This window comes from bacterium (genome assembly GCA_035529855.1).
Classification (GTDB): domain Bacteria; phylum RBG-13-66-14; class B26-G2; order WVWN01; family WVWN01; genus WVWN01.
The window spans coordinates 1-15,894 of record DATKVX010000044.1; the positions used below are offsets into that span (position 1 = coordinate 1).

At 59.7% G+C, this 15,894-nt stretch carries 18 protein-coding genes; 11 read left to right on the forward strand and 7 right to left on the reverse strand.

The window, feature by feature from the left end:
• From VMX79_04660 to VMX79_04670, 3 genes are all read left to right on the forward strand, one after another.
• Positions 1 to 480, forward strand: a 480-nt coding sequence (locus VMX79_04660; protein ID HUV86383.1) for a hypothetical protein, incomplete at its 5' end; no start/stop codon positions are given.
• Positions 456 to 710: a hypothetical protein gene (locus VMX79_04665; protein HUV86384.1), complete on the forward strand. Its 255-nt coding sequence runs from the start codon at positions 456 to 458 to the stop codon at positions 708 to 710. The genes VMX79_04660 and VMX79_04665, both read left to right, overlap by 25 nt.
• A 139-nt stretch (positions 711 to 849) precedes the next feature.
• Positions 850 to 1,611, forward strand: a complete 762-nt coding sequence (locus tag VMX79_04670; protein ID HUV86385.1) for a hypothetical protein — start codon at positions 850 to 852, stop codon at positions 1,609 to 1,611.
• A gap of 142 nt (positions 1,612 to 1,753) precedes the next feature.
• Here the strand turns inward: VMX79_04670 and VMX79_04675 are convergent, their stop codons facing one another.
• From VMX79_04675 to VMX79_04690, 4 genes are all read right to left on the reverse strand, one after another.
• Positions 1,754 to 2,290, reverse strand: coding sequence for a tetratricopeptide repeat protein (locus VMX79_04675; GenBank protein HUV86386.1), 537 nt, complete (start codon positions 2,288 to 2,290; stop codon positions 1,754 to 1,756).
• A gap of 218 nt (positions 2,291 to 2,508) precedes the next feature.
• Positions 2,509 to 3,312 (reverse strand): hypothetical protein, encoded by an 804-nt coding sequence (locus VMX79_04680; protein HUV86387.1) that lies wholly within the window; start codon positions 3,310 to 3,312, stop codon positions 2,509 to 2,511.
• A 221-nt stretch (positions 3,313 to 3,533) separates the two neighbouring features.
• Positions 3,534 to 4,505, reverse strand: a complete 972-nt coding sequence (locus VMX79_04685) for a 6-bladed beta-propeller (protein HUV86388.1) — start codon at positions 4,503 to 4,505, stop codon at positions 3,534 to 3,536.
• Between the two features lie 122 nt (positions 4,506 to 4,627).
• Positions 4,628 to 5,293 (reverse strand): hypothetical protein, encoded by a 666-nt coding sequence (locus tag VMX79_04690; GenBank protein HUV86389.1) that lies wholly within the window; start codon positions 5,291 to 5,293, stop codon positions 4,628 to 4,630.
• A 187-nt stretch (positions 5,294 to 5,480) separates the two neighbouring features.
• Between VMX79_04690 and VMX79_04695 the strand changes: the two genes are divergently transcribed.
• The 8 genes from VMX79_04695 (at position 5,481) to VMX79_04730 (ending at position 12,367) form a co-directional block, all read left to right on the forward strand.
• Positions 5,481 to 7,064, forward strand: coding sequence for a hypothetical protein (locus VMX79_04695; protein HUV86390.1), 1,584 nt, complete (start codon positions 5,481 to 5,483; stop codon positions 7,062 to 7,064).
• 132 nt (positions 7,065 to 7,196) lie between these two features.
• Entirely contained in the window at positions 7,197 to 7,577 is a 381-nt protein-coding gene (locus VMX79_04700) for a hypothetical protein (GenBank protein ID HUV86391.1), read from the forward strand.
• A gap of 98 nt (positions 7,578 to 7,675) precedes the next feature.
• Positions 7,676 to 8,857 (forward strand): aminotransferase class V-fold PLP-dependent enzyme, encoded by a 1,182-nt coding sequence (locus VMX79_04705; protein ID HUV86392.1) that lies wholly within the window; start codon positions 7,676 to 7,678, stop codon positions 8,855 to 8,857.
• Between the two features lie 34 nt (positions 8,858 to 8,891).
• The gene (locus tag VMX79_04710) at positions 8,892 to 9,215 is read left to right on the forward strand and encodes a TusE/DsrC/DsvC family sulfur relay protein (GenBank protein ID HUV86393.1); all 324 of its coding nucleotides are present in this window, start codon (positions 8,892 to 8,894) and stop codon (positions 9,213 to 9,215) included.
• Between the two features lie 22 nt (positions 9,216 to 9,237).
• On the forward strand, positions 9,238 to 9,867 hold the full coding sequence (locus VMX79_04715; GenBank protein ID HUV86394.1) for a hypothetical protein: 630 nt from the start codon (positions 9,238 to 9,240) through the stop codon (positions 9,865 to 9,867).
• Positions 9,868 to 9,871: 4 nt separating this feature from the next.
• A complete protein-coding gene (locus VMX79_04720) occupies positions 9,872 to 11,197 on the forward strand; it encodes a (Fe-S)-binding protein (GenBank protein ID HUV86395.1) in 1,326 nt (441 codons plus the stop codon).
• 98 nt (positions 11,198 to 11,295) lie between these two features.
• Positions 11,296 to 11,493 carry a hypothetical protein gene (locus tag VMX79_04725; protein HUV86396.1) on the forward strand — a complete coding sequence of 66 codons (198 nt, stop codon included), beginning with the start codon at positions 11,296 to 11,298 and terminating at the stop codon, positions 11,491 to 11,493.
• Positions 11,494 to 11,536: 43 nt separating this feature from the next.
• Positions 11,537 to 12,367 carry a hypothetical protein gene (locus VMX79_04730; protein ID HUV86397.1) on the forward strand — a complete coding sequence of 277 codons (831 nt, stop codon included), beginning with the start codon at positions 11,537 to 11,539 and terminating at the stop codon, positions 12,365 to 12,367.
• Between the two features lie 51 nt (positions 12,368 to 12,418).
• Here VMX79_04730 and VMX79_04735 read toward each other — a convergent pair whose 3' ends face one another.
• Genes VMX79_04735 through VMX79_04745 form a run of 3 tightly spaced genes read right to left on the reverse strand, consistent with a single transcriptional unit; the run spans position 12,419 to position 15,734 of the window.
• Entirely contained in the window at positions 12,419 to 13,543 is a 1,125-nt protein-coding gene (locus VMX79_04735) for an N-acetyltransferase (GenBank protein HUV86398.1), read from the reverse strand.
• Positions 13,528 to 14,751, reverse strand: coding sequence for a pyridoxal phosphate-dependent aminotransferase family protein (locus VMX79_04740; protein ID HUV86399.1), 1,224 nt, complete (start codon positions 14,749 to 14,751; stop codon positions 13,528 to 13,530). Before VMX79_04740 ends, VMX79_04735 begins: the two co-directional genes overlap by 16 nt.
• Before the next feature lie 5 nt (positions 14,752 to 14,756).
• Complete coding sequence (locus VMX79_04745) at positions 14,757 to 15,734, reverse strand: NAD-dependent epimerase/dehydratase family protein (protein ID HUV86400.1); 978 nt, start codon at positions 15,732 to 15,734, stop codon at positions 14,757 to 14,759.
• Positions 15,735 to 15,894: the final 160 nt, after the last annotated feature.

Consider the following 15,894-nt stretch of genomic DNA (forward strand, 5'->3'; position numbering starts at 1 on the left):
AACGCGGAAGGTTATCTCAAAGCCGCTATCCAACGGTTTAAAGAAGCCACGTGGTTGAAAATAGGCGCGGGGGAGAAAGGTATTCCGGCAAAGACTTATGCGGCGGGCGCGATCTACCTGTCGGGTATCGCGGCCGAATGCTTATACCGGGCCTTTATCGTAAGAGCCGAACCGACCGCGGATATTAGACCGCACGACCTAAGAGTTTTAGCCGACGACCGTTTCATGAAAGAAATCGCGAAACGGCCTATCTATGATAAAATATCAAGGGCCAATAAATTCATATACGAAGCTTGGGCGAACGAGCACCGCTACCGAGATAACGAATCACTCGGCAAATACTATAAAAAGCACAGGCGAGGTTTATGCAGGGGCATCAAGGGAGACGTGGTCAAATATATCTGTGCCCGGATGTTAACCGAACTCGAAATGGTTTTCAAGGTGGCGAAGGAAAAATGGCAACGGCCGAGAGCAAAATAAAAAAGATATTGAGGGAAAAATACCCCAACGCCAGGGTAACGGTCGAGCGCGTGGGGCCTGGGGGCGGTATCTATACCGTCGTCACGACGGCCTTTGAAATAAAGGACGAGGTAACACGCCAAGACGAGATATGGGCGTGGTTAAACGAAAAGCTAACCTTTGACGATATCAAGCATATCGGGTTTATCCTAACGATGACGCCGGAGGAGGAAAAAGCGTACGCGGAATAGGAAGCCGCTTCGGCTGGGACGCGGAGCGCGTCGCGGAGGAGGCGGAGTGTCTGGAGGAGGATTAACGGCACCCAGTTACCGTAGGGTTTTATTATAACCGATAACGGAAGAAATACGTGTTAGGAGGGTATGGTAGCCGATGCTATTACTTGGAATAATATTAACCGGGTTAGGTTTCGTATTAACTGCCGCCAACCTTTTCTTCTTTTTCCGCAAACTCCCCCGGAGAAAATTAGAAGCGGATTTAGTCTTTTCTGCGTCTCTAATAAAAATCGGAGATGAAGTAAAAACCGATGTGGAAGTATTATATAAAAAGGAAAAAGTAGAAAATATCCATAGAACCGTAATAACTCTTAGAAATTTGGGTAATAAAGAAATCTCGGATTCGAACATTATTAAACCTATTGTTATTTCCCTACCCGATAACGCTATCATAGATTTCGATTTTTTTACGCCAAAAAAGGATTTCGAACCAACATTGATCTTGAACCCCGAAAACCCGGGAGAACTGCATTTCCGGCCAAATTACATGGAATCTGGAGACGAAATATCGATTGCGCTATTATCGATCGGAAAAGAGAGTACCCCCGAAGTTACTGGCGTAGTCGGTCCTCCAAGATATAAGTTGAAACTCGAAGAAAAAAGGGAATTCTCAAGGCAAAAACGAAAAGGATTCCTGGGGGGGTTATTATTAACATCGTTATTTTTTCTTATAGGTGTTAGCTTTTTACTAGCGCTACATTACGCGGTCGATATTGCTAAAAAAAACTATCCGAATGCAGAATTCCTTTCTCCCGGACCCATCGCTTGGGGTATGATATGGTTCGCTATATTTATAATAATATTAACCGGTATGACTTATCTAACGCGGTTTGTTATCAAACGCGTTGCTAATGAATAATTCCAATATGACCCCCTCCCCCGAGGGGGCTTTTAAATTTTAACGAGGTAGGGGCGACTGGCCAGTCGCCCCGACTGACATCCGTAATCAAAAAGGGCCCCTCGGGCCCTTATTATTTTATTAACCGCGGGAGCCGGCGCCGCTACTTGAAGGCCACGAGGTCGAGGAACCAATCCTCGTTGCGGTAGCGCCGGAGGTCGATATCGGTGGCGGCGATGACGTTGAGCTTGGGGTTTATCTCCAGGGCGCGCTCGAGGTACCGGCGGCAGCGCTCCTTGTCTCCCCGGAACGCCCAGTAGCAGGCGAAGTTGTAGTGGCTTCCGGGGTCCTGGGGGCCGAAGGTGACCGACCTCTCGAACGCGGCCTGCGCCTCGTCCAACCGCCCCATGGCCTGGTAGGCGACGGCCTGGGCGTTGTAGCCGTGGGGGCTATTGGCCTCGAGGCCGAAAATTCCGTCGGCGGCAACGAGCGCGTCGTCGTAGCGCCCGAGCCGCGTCAACGCAAGGCTCCGCCCCATCAACGCCCGGGCCTCGGCCGGGTTAAGTTTGGCCGCCTCCTCGAACGCACCGAGCGCCTTCTCGTAATGGCCGGCGCGCAGGTACTCTTTGCCGAAGGTGAGCTGCGTCTGGGTGCGTATTTTTTGGAGTTCTTCTTCGGTTATGCGTTTTTCGTCGGCCACCAGCTTAGACCCCGTGCGATTTGTCCGGAGCTCCGGGAGGAAGTCTGCGCGGTCAGTTTCGCGGGAATATAAAAAACCTGACGGCGCTTGTCAAGTAAAAAGTAGCGCCCACCTCTACCTGGTTAGGAACCCCTTATCGGTTAACGGCCCCGGCGCCCCCCCATCAAGAACAAAGTGAAAAAAAGCCGCCCGCGGGGCGGCCTTAGCGCTTATAACGGTTATTCGAATATGGCCTTAACCCGGCCGAGCGACGCCGGCTCGGCGTCGGTGTACGTGCATTCGTAAACCCAGATGTATTCGTCGGGGGACCCGCCCGACGTGCTTACGTAGAGCCGACCGGCGTGATACGCGATGCCGAAGGGATAGGAGACCGTGGATTCTACCCGCCACGATTCCATAACCGAGCCGGCCGGCGTCATGCCCATAACCCACCCCGTGGCGTAGTTCCCGTACCAGATCAGGTCGTGGGTATAGTCCCAAGCCAGGTCGTAAGCGTAATTGGTGTGCGGGGCCTGGAAAGACGATATCAGGCTGCCGTTGGTATTCGATACCCACCAAAGGCCGGTAAGGTAGCTTTGGTAAATGCGATTGGCCGTACCGTAGTTCTCTTTATCGCCGTTGATGCATAGGCCGTAGCGGCTCGAGCCGCCGCTCCACGTCCACGTGCTTAATAAACTCCCGTTCGACGCGCGGAGCCTCGCGACGTACCGGTTGTTGTAGTTATTCACGCGGAGGAAGCCGCCGCCCTCGAAACAAAGACCCCGGACGTAGCGGTTCTCGAGATATGGGAACGGGACCGCGATGGAGCGTACAAAGGACCCGTCGGCCCGCCTTAAAATGTTTATAGGGTAATCCGTCGTGGCGTCGTAGTGGTAAGAATAGAGGTAGTTGGCGTCGGCGGCCATGCCGTAGTGGGTACTCCTACCGCGGTTGGGGAAAGAATTTATCAAGCTGCCCATGCCTGCTAAAGCTGCGCCCGCGGCCAGCGAGCTGCATAATATAACGATTATGCCTTTACGCATAAGTGCTTACCTCCTTTATATACGCAATTATAATAATATTTTAACAAAAATGGCGTACCTGTGCAAACCGTCGATTTAAGTATCGAAACCGGACCGGCCTTTTTATACCTTCCCTCTACGACCGTGCAAACGTCTTACCCGTATAGAACCATCCCAACGCCATCAGTGAAAAAGGACGGCCGAAAAAACGGCACATCACCGTTTATCGGCGGCGCCGGTTACTATTTGAATAAAATTTTTATCCGCCCCAAGGAAGTAGGCAGGACCGCCGGTTCGGTATACACGAAGTACTGAACGCGGTAGTTGCCGGAGTCACCCACGTAGAATCGGTCGCCGTCTTCGGTGAGGGCCACGTCGCGCGGATACATGAACTCGCCTTCGCGCTTGCCCTCGGTACCCCAGGCGGTTATAAAAGAGCCTTCGGACGTGAAGCATTGGACGCGGTGGTTGCCGTTGTCGGTTACGAATACGCTGCCGCCCGGGGCGACGGCTATGCCCATGGGGTTTTTAAATTCCTTTTCGCCCGGCCCCTCCGTACCCCATTGGTCGCGGTAAGAGCCGGTCAACGTGAAGTACTGGACCCGGTGGTTGTTGTATTCGGCCACGTACACCGTACCGCCGTTACTTACGGCTACCCCGTCGGGATAATTGAACTGGCCCGGGCCGGAGCCCTCATCGCCCCATTTGCCGAGGAAGGAACCGCTCGAGGTAAAGTATTGGACGCGGTTATTCCGATATTCGGTTACGTAGACGTGGTTACCGGGCGAGACCGCAACGCCGCACGGCCAGTTGAATTCGCCCCGGCCGGTCCCTTCGCGGCCCCATTTGCCGACGTACAACCCGGCGGCGGTGAAATACTGAACGCGGGCGTTGCCGGCGTCGACCACGTAGACGCGGCCGCCGGGAGCTATCGCGATGTGCTCGGGGTGGTAGAACTCCCCCGGTCCCTCCCCCCGGATGCCCCATTTACCCAAGTACGAGCCGTCGGCCGTGAAGTACTGTACGCGATGGAGGTCGTGGTCCACCACGTACACGTTGCCGTTTTTGGGTGATACGGCGACGCCGGAAATCTCGTCGAATTCGCCGGGGGCTCCGCCCGATTCACCCCACTGGCCGCCGTATACATATTCGGCAACGGCGTCGGCGCCGACAAGCGCTAACGCCGTTACCCCGATAAAAGCAATACTCTTCACGCCCCACCTTCAGTGCCGGCGTTCTCTTCGCCGACTTCGGCACACATTCTGTCATATATAAGCCGGTTTGTCAATTAAAAAGGGGCCCCGGGGGCCCCTTCGCACGTTTCCGAAACTCGGGGTTACTTCTTGTACTGGATAAGGCCGATGTCGAGTTGGCCGTCGGTTATGAAGAAACCCGTGACCGGTTCGTACGTCCACGTGAACGTAGCCTCGTAGTTTTCCGCGTCCACTTCCACCTTGGCGCCGTATTCGGTCAGGTCGAGGTATTTGGGCGTCGGCGTGCCCTCTTCCAATTTACCTTTGATGCCCTTAGTGTTAATGACCGAACCCCACTGCCCGGGCGAATTCGCGACCGGTACTATGTCCGCCGGGTTGATGGTCCCGTACTTGATGCGGTTTGCGACGTTGCCGACGAAGACGACCCGCATGGTGATGGTCGCCTTGCCTTCGGGGTAGAAATCCTGCAACTGGGCGAGGCCGATGCAATTCTGCCCGACGAGGACGTCCTCGATCTTACTGGCCCAGGTGAAATAGAACTCCGCCTCGTCGTCGGGCATATGTTCCGGGTCGAGCCAATAGACCTTAACGTCTTTCTTGCCCTGCCCGAGCTCGGAACACTTGATGTTCACCAACGGATTGTCGTAGGCGTCGTTCACGATGGCCTCGAAGGGCTTGCCGTCGCCGGGGCCGGCGAACTTCGTCGAAATCATCTTACCCGTGTTCTCGCCGGCGAAGGCCGCGCCGGCTAACGCGAGCACTCCCGCGCTGACAATTAACCACCTCATATCGCTCCTCCTGACTAGTTATGAAGGAATCATAACGGTTAAGCTTCGACGTCGATGCGTATCATAGCATAAACTGCGGCCGCGGTCAAACCACCTCCGCCGAAGCCGAAAGGTAGCCGCGCCGGCCGGGTTATGTTAAAATCAAACCCTATACTTCATATTAGGATAACACCGATAGGAGCGACATATGCGCAGAATACTTTGCGCCGCGGCGGCGGCACTCGCCTTTTCGGCGGCAATCGCCGAGGAATACGACCTCGAGAAGGTCCGCGTCGACAATGAGCAACTCATCCGGGAGTGGTGCCAGGCCGGGTGGGACAACGCGGTCTACGGCAAGCCGGTCGACATCGCCGGCCTGTTGGAGAAGTACTCCTACCTCTCCGACGACCCGCAGCTCGTCGCTTTCATCAAGAAAAAGAGGGACCAGGCGTCGGACCCCAAAGAGCGGCGGCGCCTGCATTACCTCTACCGCGACCTGGCGACGACGTACGAGGCGAAGCGTGTCGCCTCGCTCGAGGACGAAATGGAGAACCGCAGCGCCTCGGACCACGTGTGGGTAAAGGGATTCGACGAGCCGGTCGCCGTTCGCGATTTCTACTTCCTGGCGCGCGCCACCGACGACCCGGAAAAATACATGAACCTCTACTATATCCAATTCAATTACGAAATCAACGTCATGAACCCGTTGCGGCGGGAGCGCCTGCGGGTGCACTACGACTCGACGCGCGCCGCCGGCTACGAGAACTACTGCGACTTCTACTACCGGATGCTGGGTTACGAGCGGGGCGTCCCGGCCGCGCAGGCGCGCGAGTTCCGCGACGAGACCTTTCCCCTATATAAAGAACTCGTGACCGGGCGCTGCCGCGAGCTCTACGGTAAAGACCCCGCCGACACGCCCCCCTGGGAGTCGAAAAACATCTACTGGGGCAAGGACTTCGACGCGTATTTCCCCGAGGAGACGTTCCTGGATTTCACGTATCGCTTCTTCGCCGGCCTGGGGATGGACATCCGCGTGCTGCCCAACGTGAGGGTGGACGACGAAGACCGGCCGGCAAAGGAACCGCGCCCGGCCTGCTGGGGGTTCGACGCGCCGTTCGACGTCCGCGTCAACCTGAAACCGACGGGAGGGGTCGGCGACTACGAGGCCGCGTTCCACGAGTTCGGCCATGCCCTCCACGGCGCCTACACCAACCCCGGCCTCCCCTACGAGTTCCGCATGCTCGGCTCCAACGAGCTCACCGAGACCTACGCCGTCTTCTTCGAACAGATGTTCAACGACCGCGACTTCCTTTTGGAAGAACTCGGCATGCCGGAGGAGGCCGTCGACGGCTTCTTGCGGTACAAGCTTTTAACGGATATGGGCCAGGCGCGCTCCACGGCCTACGACGTGTACTACGACGAGGCGCTGCACTCCGGCGAGTTGGATGACCCGCTCGCGTACTACGTCGCCGAGGTCGACAAGCAGCGCCTTTTCCCCAAGTACGCCGTCCGCGACGAGGGCTATTACCTAGTGGTCGACGAGGGTTTCTACGCGCTCTACTATATGGCGGCCTACTACGCCGTGGCGCAGCTCCGCGCCGCGGTCGTCGAGAAGTTCGGCCCGAAGTGGTACAAGAACCCGGCCGCCGGCGAATTCTTCAAAAACCTGTTCCGTCAGGGCGACAGCATCACCGTGACCGAGATGTTGCAGCAAATCGGCTACCCGGAGGCTTTGAACCCCGACTATTTGATAGCCGAGTATCGGGCCCGCTACGAGGCACTTAACGAGTAACGCCGCGACTTCGGGCGTATACGCCGGGCTTCACGGCGCGCCGGACGGCCGTTGGCGCGGTCGTCGCCGTACGAACGCCTTTTTTCGTTGACAAGCATATGCTTTGGAGTTAACATTTTTAGGTTGGATTCTATGAAACCCTCGCTCGACGACCAAATAAAACGCGAATTCATCGAGTACGTCGGCGTGCCGATGAAGGCCGGCGAAATAACCATCGGCACCAAGGAAGACGGTACACCCATAACGCGGCCATTCGACCTCGTCTCCGAAGACGGGTCCATCGTAGCGTCGGTTCAAACCTCCTGCTTGCACCTCAGGTCGCGCCCGGGCCAGAAGGCATACGGCAGCCTTTACCGCGTCCTGGGCGCCATCCTCTACCTCCACCTATGCACGGCATGCCGAGAACGCTACTTGATTATCAGCGACCGGGATATGTACTACGAGATCACCGAGGACTTCAGCCACATCTTCAAGGACATCAACATGCTCTTTTGGGACGATATCAAAAAGTAGTCGTACTCCCCCGCCGCCGCGCCCAATTCGGGTTCCGCGTCCGGCGCGGGTAAAAACTTCTCCATATCCCATAGCGAACCATACCGAGGTCTAGCACCATGGTTGAATTAATCTACCTCGACAACGCCGCAACGACTTTTCCCAAGCCCGACGTCATGCACGACGCCGTTCACGATTTTTACAAAAATTACGGCGTCAACCCCGGCCGGACCGGCTGTGATTTGGCCCTGGAGGCCGAAAAAATGGTTCACGATACGCGGAAGAAGTTTTCCGCGTTTTTCAATCCCAGCCTAACCGCAGCGGGCAAAGAAAAGGACCCCAACCGCCTCGTCTTCGCGGCGAACGCCACGGCGGGCCTCAACCTAATCGTCAACGGCACCGTGGGCCCGGGCGACCACGTCGTTACCACCATGGTGGAGCACAACTCCGTAATCCGGCCCGTCAACCACAAGGTTAAAAACGGCGCCGAGGCGACGTACGTAGTCCCGGACGCCGAGGGTTACGTCGGCCCGGAGGATATTCGCAAGGCTATAAAAAAGAATACGAAACTGGTCGTAGTGAACCACGCGTCGAACGTCACGGGCGTGGTCCAGGACCTCGCGGCCATCGGCGCGGTATGCCGGGAGGAAGACGTGTCGTTCGCCGTCGACACCGCCCAGAGCGCCGGCGTAATACCCATCGATATGGCGGCGTGGAACATCAGCTTCGTCGCCTTTACCGGCCACAAGGCGCTCTTCGGCCCGACGGGCACCGGCGGCGTCTGCGTGGCCGACGACGCCGAGATAACGGGCACCGTCTACGGCGGCACCGGCGTCCGGAGCGCGTACCCGTACCATCTGGAGGAGTACCCGTACCGCCTGGAAGCCGGTACCCTCAACCTGGCGGGAATAGCGGGCCTGTCCGCGGGGCTCGACTGGGTCCTCGAGCAGGGGCTCGAGGCCATCCGCGGCCACGAGATGGGCCTGCTGGCAAAGCTGCAGAACGGCCTGTCGCGAATCAAGGGCGTCAATACCTGGGGAACGACGAACCTCGAGCGCCGGGTGGCGACGATGTCGGTGACCGTGGCCAACTACGACGCGTCCGACGTGGGCACCATCCTGGACGTGGAGTACGGCATCCTGACGCGCACCGGCCTCCACTGCGCGCCGCTCATCCACGAACACCACGGCTCCGCCCCGCGGGGTACGGTGCGCTTCTCCGTCGGCCCCTTCAACACCGAAGAACACGTCAAGGCCGCGGTCAAGGCCGTGGCCGAGGTCGCCGCGGACCGCCCCGCATAACGACAACCTCTAACCCTAGCGCCGGAACGGTTATATGACGGACCATAAAATACAGGTAGGTGACGCCGACGTCGAATTCGACCCGGACGGCTTCATGCTCGAGCCCGGGTCGTGGAACGACGCCGTCGCTTGCGCCATCGCGGGCGAAGAGGGCATCGACGAGATGTCCGAAGAACACTGGAAGGTAGTCAACTTTATCCGGGAATATTGGAAGGAGCACGACCTCGCGCCGCCGGTGCGCCTTATCTGCACCGAGGTGGGCGTGAGCGTACGCCGGATATACAAACTCTTCACCGCCGGGCCGGCGCGGGGAGCGTGCCGCGTCGCCGGCCTCCCCAAACCCGACGGGTGCGTGTAGATACCGCGAGTACCTAATCCCGATGTTGGTAGTCGAACGAATCGTCGCCGCGGCTAGCTTGGCCTGGGCCGCGGCCTTACTGCTGGCGCAGCTCCTGCTCGCCTGGGGCGGCGGCCGCAAAGATTACAGCGTACGTGCCGGAAGCCCCGGCCGCGCCGTACTGTTCAACTTGACCGCGGCGATGGCGCCCGCGCACAAGGAGGCCGCGCGCCTTCACCCGGGCAAATTCGCCGTCGGCGTCGCGCTCCACGTCGGCGTGGCCGTCGCCGTCGTCGAGGCGCTGGCCGCGATGGTCAGACCGGAGGCGGGGCCGCTCCGGCCGACCGCCGCCGGCACGCTCGCGGCTTTGTCCGTCGTCGCGGGTTTATACCTGCTGGCGCGCCGGGCGTTATCGAGGACGCTGCGCTTTATGAGCTGCCCCGACGACTACGTCGCCGCCGCCGTCACCTCCGGCTTCATCCTGGCCGCCGCGCTCTACGCGTTCGGCGTTCTGGCCGCGTCGCCGTTTCTGATATTCACGGCCTTCACGTTCTTCTACCTGCCGCTCGGGAAACTGCGCCACGTCCTCTTCTGCCCCGTCTCGCGGGTGGACCTGGGCCGGCGGCTGGGCTACCGCGGGACGTATCCCGCGCCCCGCGCCACGAAATCGTAGCGAGATGTCCGAAAAAGAAAAGGACGAGAACATAACCGCGCTTTCAGACCCGGCCGAAGTCGCGAGGACGGCGCGCGAGGCGCTTCGCCGCGCCGCCCGGGGGTTGGCCGCGTACCACTTCGACGCCTGCGTCAGGTGCGGCCTGTGCGGCGAGAGCTGCCACATCTACAAAACGGACCCCGTGCCGGAGAACCTGCCGGGCGCCAAGGCCGCCAAGGTCGCGAGCTTCTTCCGCCGCTACCACACCGTACTGGGAAGGATAGCGCCGTTTCTGGTCGGCGCCCGGACGCTTACGGCCGAGGCGCTCGACGAGCTGGTGGAGGCGGCGTACGGCCGCTGCACCGGCTGCGGCCGCTGCGGCCTGAACTGCTCCGTCGGCGCCGACGTGGGCGCGATAATACGGGCGGGCCGCAACGTCCTGGCCGCGGTGGGAAAGGTGCCGCCGAACCTGCAAGCGGTGGTCGACAACCAACTCCGAACCGGCAACCAGATGGCCATAACTCCCCAGGAGCTTCGCGATACCGCGGCCTGGATATCCGAGGACCTCCGCCTCGAGATGGGCGACGACGGCGTGAAGGTGCACGTCGACGAGCCGGGCAAGCGCGTCTTCTATCTCGTCAACCCGCGGGAGGTCAAGTTCTTCCCGCTGTCGCTCATGGCCGCCGCCGGCGTCTTTCACGCCGCCGGCGAGAGTTGGACCATGTCCAGCAGGTTCTACGACGTGACCAACTACGGCCTGTTCTCCGGCGACGACTCCGCCGCGGCGGCGATAACCAAACAGGCGATAGAAGAGGCCGAGCGGCTCGGCGCGGAGGAGATAATCCTCTCGGAATGCGGCCACGGCTTCCGCTCGTTCCGCTGGGAGGGGCCCAACTGGCTGGGCGAGAGATACGCGGTGCCGATGCGCAGCATATTGGAGCTTCTGCTGGAATATTTACGCGACGGCCGGATACGGGTGGACCCCGCCAAGAACCCTGACCGCGTGACGCTCCACGACCCCTGCAACCTGGTGCGGTGGGGCGGCGTCGTCGAGCCGCAGCGCGAGGTCCTGCGGCGGGTGGTTAGCGACTTCGTCGAGATGGTCCCCAACCGCGAGCAGAACTTCTGCTGCGGCGGCGGCGGCGGGATGCTCTCCATGAGCGAGTACGGCGACCGCCGCGTGGCTTCGGGCGAGGTCAAGGCCAAGCAGATTCGGGCCACCGGCGCCAAGGTAGTCGCGGCCCCCTGCCACAACTGCGCCGACCAGCTCCTCGAGCTCAACAAGAAGTACAAGCTCGGCGTGGAGGTCAAAGCCGTGGTGGAGCTGGTGTACGAGGCGCTGGTTTTGTAATAAACCGGAAGACCGAAATGAAATCGGCGGCCGCGAGGCCGCCTTTTAATATTGCCTGGGTAAAGCCGGCGGGTTATAATAAATACGGAGTTAAAAATATGGCACCTAAAGGGAAAAACGTCATCAAGATACCGGCGGAGGTCTGGGCGAGCGCTACGTCGTTGGAGGATATAGAAAACTGGCTTATCGCCAACGACCCGGAATCGATAACCGCTTTAACCGAAGCCCACGACCAACGTCTCCGCGGGGAACTGGTAAGCCTGGATGAAATAAAAACCCGAAGGTCGGAGCCGTAGAGTAATTTTAATAAGGAAAATGCGATTGTGTAAGGAGGGAACGTTGACGAAGAAGATGAACGTATTGCTAAGGGTGGCGGCCGCGAGCGCGGCGTCAACCCTTTTGTTTATTTTAATATCGCCCACCGTCGCGCCGGCAATGAAGAGCGACCCGGATAACTACTACCTCGAACCGGAGGACGCAAGGTTTTACGCAACGGATTTGATTACTAGTGAATTAACGGTACATAAGGGATTCGAAGACCTGGAAGGTATCTATGCTAAAATAAAAGAGAGTGATATCCGTCTCCTCGACGGCCGGATTCCGCTTTATGATATCGATGGCGACGTCGCGGCGTACGTTTACCTCGCGTACTTCGGCCCGGGGCCTTTGCCGACGAGCGACGAAGTAGTAAACAAAGCGCGTGAAGTGAGTTATGATAGGAAAGAAGTTATCCGCAACCAAGAAACGTCCGGCGTTTCGTTGTACGAATTCGACGAGCAGTATTTCCCGTACGGCAACTTGTGCGCTTCCGCGTTGATAGGCATAAGTAAAAAGTGTAATACCCGCAGGGGTGGGCGTGGGCTGCCTTATATCATCATCAGCCAAAAGGAAGCCGAAGACGCGGCCCGCGTATTTTACGGCTCGAGCGATTTCGAGTTGGTCAGGTACTTATTATTAGGGACTGCGGTTTACGGTTACGAGTTCACCGACGGCAGTAGGAATATTATCGTCCCTTTGGATGCGTTATCGGGCCGCGTACACGCCTATAATATATTGGACCGCGAAGAAATTAAGGCCGACAATGGATATCGATACAATTTTGACGCGGAGAGGGCTCGTAAATGGATCGAGCTAAGGAAGCGACGTTTAGCCGAACACGGCATCGAATAAAATCGGCGGCCTCGCGGCCGCCTTCTTTCTGTGAAAATCCCCCGGCCGAAACTAAATCTCCTTCTCGTAAATTCTGTATCTCTTATAAGGCCGCGCGCCCAACATCTTCGCCGCGCGCTTGGTCATTTCGTTCTCCTCCAGCACCCACGAGAACTCGGCCTCGCGGTAGCCGAGCTCGAGCGCCGCGCGCTGGTTGGAGGCCATGAGGACGGCGTCGATGCCGCGCTTGCGGTACTCCGGGCAGACGCCGAAAAGCATCACGCGGCAGCTTCTAATCTTCCGCCTGCCCGTCAGAAATTTCAGGAGGCTTAGCGGCCCCAGCGAACCTCCCATCCCGGCCAAGACCTCGTTGTAGTTCGGAATCGTCACGATGAAGCCGGCCGGCTCGCCGTCGACGAAGGCGATGGGGACGAGTTCCGGGACGGCGAGCGATTTAAGACGGTCGGCGGTGCTGTCGAACTCCTCCGGCGTCGGCGGCACGAAGCCCCAGTTGTCGTCCCAGGCGCGGTTGTAGACCTCGCGGATTAATCGGAGTTCGGCCGCGAAGTCGCGGAGGTTGACGCAGCGGACGGTGAGGCCCGGGTCGCGCGCCCGCGCCCGAGCCGCGACGCGCTCGAGGCGCTCGAGCCGCGCCGGCGAGATGCCCAACACGAAAGCGAACAAGTCGCGCGCCTTGCGAAAGCCGTACTCCTCCGCCAACGCCGCGTAATACGGCGGGTTGTGCGTCATCATAATGTACGGCGGCCGGTCGAACCCCTCCACCAGGAACGCGCACTCCTCGTTGGTAGAGGGGTTCATAGGGCCGATGAATTTGGTAAGGCCCCGGCCGCGGAGCCAGCTTGCGGCCGCGTCCCACAGCGCCGCGGCGGCCTCGCCGTCCTCCTCCGCCTCGAAGAAGCCGAAGTAGCCGCACGGCTCGCCGGCGAATTTTATGTAATCGTCGTCTTGGATGGCGGCGACGCGGCCCACGACGCGGCCCTCCCGGCGCGCGACGAAAAGCGCCCGTTCGGCGTGACGCCAGAACGGGTTCTTCGGACCGAACGTGAACTTGACGTCGCGTTTGAGGGGCGGCACCCAGTTGGCGTCGTCGCGGTACAAACGATACGGGAAAGCTATGAACTCCGCCAGGGCGCGGCGCGACGCCGCCTCGTCGACCGTTATCACGCGCGCCCCCATCCCCCGATAACGCTCATCTCGTGCCCCACCTTGTCGAACACCTCCAGAACTTTGTCCACTTGCTCGTCGGTTTGCGTCGCCATACAGCTCACGCGGATGAGCGCGCGGTTCTCCGGGACGGCCGGCGTCATAATGGGCGTCGTGAATATCCCTGCGTCGAAGAGCTTGCGCCACATCGTGCGCGCGGTGAGGTCGTCGCCCACGATGACCGGTATGATGGGCGTCGTACTCTCGCCGGTATCGAAACCCAGGTTCTGCAGGCCGGTGCGCATCTTATCGCCGACCGCCGCGAGCCGTTCGCGCCGCTCGGGCTCCGTTTCGATGATGTCGAGCGCGGCCAGGACGGAGGCGACGTTCGCCGGGGGAAGGCTGGCCGAGAATATCATCGACCGGGCGAAATGCTTGAGGTAATGGACGACCGGCTCCGACGCGGCGACGAAGCCGCCCACACAGGCGAAGGACTTGCTGAAGGTGCCGATTATTATGTCCACCTCGTCCTCGAGGCCGAAGTGGTCGGCGACGCCGGCGCCCCGCGAGCCGAGGACGCCGATGCCGTGGGCGTCGTCGACCAGGACCCGCGCGCCGTATTTTTTCGCCAGCTCGACGATGGCGGGCAGGTTGCAGACGTCGCCTTCCATGCTGAAGACGCCGTCCACCGCGATCAGGGCGCCGCCGCCGTCGGCAGGCGACTGAAGGACGCGCTCGAGGTCGTGCATGTTATTGTGGCGGAAGCGCTTCATGTGGCCGAAGCTCAACCGGCAGCCGTCGATGATGCTGGCGTGGTCGTACTTGTCGGTCACGATGACGTCGCGTTTGCCGGCCAGCGCGGAGATGGCACCCAAATTGGTCTGCATACCGGTGGAGAAGACCAGCGCCGCCTCCTTGCGGCAGAACTTGGCGAGTCTCTCCTCCAGCTCTATGTGCAGCGTGAGGGTGCCGTTCAAGAACCTCGAGCCCACGCACCCGACGCCGAACTCCCGCGTCGCCTTGATGGCCGCTTCCTTGAGCTTGGGGTGGGAGGTCAAACCCAGGTAATTGTTCGACCCCAGCATGATCATCTTGCGCCCCTCGACCATAACCTCGGGGTCCTGGCCCGATTCGATGACGTGGAAGTACGGATACACGCCGGCGGCGATCGCGGCTCGAGCCGCGGTGAACTTCTCGCACTTCTCAAATATATCCGGCCGGTATTGTCGTTGCTCGGTCATAACGGTCACAACCACCCTTGACCGCGATACCACGCGGTCGTTAACTTCGCGCCTTCGGCAAAACCGACGCGAGGCGCGAAACCCAATTCCGTCTTGGCTTTACTCGCATCGCACACCCATAATTCTTCCAACATAACGCGGGCGCGCTCGCGGTTGAGGGTAGCCACCTTTCCCGAAAGAGTAGCGGCGAGCTCCGCTATCGTCGCCGCACCGAAGAGAACCACCTTGGGGACCCGGACCTTCCTCGTCTTCACCCCCAACGCCGCCGCGGTTTCCCGCGCGACGCCGCGCCAATCCCAGACCTCGTCGTGGGCTACGAAGTACACTTCGCCCCGGGCCCGCTCGCAGCTTCCGGCAAGGATTAGCGCCTCCACCAAATCGGTCACGTAACAAAGGCTCACGTACCGGTCGTCCCACCCCAACGCGGGCTCGACGCCCTTGTTAATAAATTTGAAGAACAAAAACATCTCGGTATCGCGGGGGCCGTAGACGGCCGAAGGCCTGAGTATAACGAAAGGCAACTCGGCGGCGCGTTTCTGCAGCGCGCGTTCGCCCCCCAGCTTGCTGCGGCCATAGTCGCTTACGGGGGCGCACTCGTCGGCTTCGCGGCGAACGCCGTCCGCCCCGCAAGGCCCCGCCGCGGCCTGGCTCGAGACGTAAACGAGAAACGGCGGCACAGGGCGCACCAAGCACGCCTCGGCCAGGTTTGCGGTCCCCTCAGCGTTAACGCGGTATAACAGCTCGGCCTTACGCGCTTTGGTCGCGCCCGCGCAATGGTAAACCACGTCCGCCCCGACTACGGCCCGCGCGAGCGAGTCCTCGTCATCGAGGGTGCCCAACACCGGTTCGTAGTCCAGCCCGTCCAACCAGCGCCGGTCCGACGTGGGGCGGAGCAAACACCTGACGTCGGCGCCCTTGGAGAGTAGGGCCTCGACGAGGTGGCTCCCTATGAAGCCGTTGCCGCCTGTCACTAAAACTCTCAAAGTCGCGTAGCTTAAATACGAATTCATATATTACCAAAAACGGCACCCTATGACAAGCATAAGGGTGGCGGCGTTTTCTTGTTGCGGGCGTCGTAATTTCAAGGTATTATAAACCGCCGTGGGAACGCGTTCAAAACGCCCGCGCCCTAACTTTTACAGC

Excerpts from the sequence above, each read along its gene's own strand:
- VMX79_04680 (HUV86387.1), bottom strand. The coding sequence starts at position 3,312 with ATGCGTAAAGGCATAATCGTTATATTATGCAGCTCGCTGGCCGCGGGC.
- VMX79_04690 (HUV86389.1), bottom strand. The coding sequence starts at position 5,293 with ATGAGGTGGTTAATTGTCAGCGCGGGAGTGCTCGCGTTAGCCGGCGCG.
- VMX79_04720 (HUV86395.1), top strand. The coding sequence starts at position 9,872 with ATGTCCGAAAAAGAAAAGGACGAGAACATAACCGCGCTTTCAGACCCG.
- VMX79_04735 (HUV86398.1), bottom strand. The coding sequence starts at position 13,543 with ATGGGGGCGCGCGTGATAACGGTCGACGAGGCGGCGTCGCGCCGCGCC.
- VMX79_04740 (HUV86399.1), bottom strand. The coding sequence starts at position 14,751 with ATGACCGAGCAACGACAATACCGGCCGGATATATTTGAGAAGTGCGAG.
- VMX79_04725 (HUV86396.1), top strand. The coding sequence starts at position 11,296 with ATGGCACCTAAAGGGAAAAACGTCATCAAGATACCGGCGGAGGTCTGG.
- VMX79_04670 (HUV86385.1), top strand. The coding sequence starts at position 850 with ATGCTATTACTTGGAATAATATTAACCGGGTTAGGTTTCGTATTAACT.
- VMX79_04700 (HUV86391.1), top strand. The coding sequence starts at position 7,197 with ATGAAACCCTCGCTCGACGACCAAATAAAACGCGAATTCATCGAGTAC.
- VMX79_04665 (HUV86384.1), top strand. The coding sequence starts at position 456 with ATGGCAACGGCCGAGAGCAAAATAAAAAAGATATTGAGGGAAAAATAC.
- VMX79_04710 (HUV86393.1), top strand. The coding sequence starts at position 8,892 with ATGACGGACCATAAAATACAGGTAGGTGACGCCGACGTCGAATTCGAC.
- VMX79_04715 (HUV86394.1), top strand. The coding sequence starts at position 9,238 with ATGTTGGTAGTCGAACGAATCGTCGCCGCGGCTAGCTTGGCCTGGGCC.
- VMX79_04695 (HUV86390.1), top strand. The coding sequence starts at position 5,481 with ATGCGCAGAATACTTTGCGCCGCGGCGGCGGCACTCGCCTTTTCGGCG.
- VMX79_04705 (HUV86392.1), top strand. The coding sequence starts at position 7,676 with ATGGTTGAATTAATCTACCTCGACAACGCCGCAACGACTTTTCCCAAG.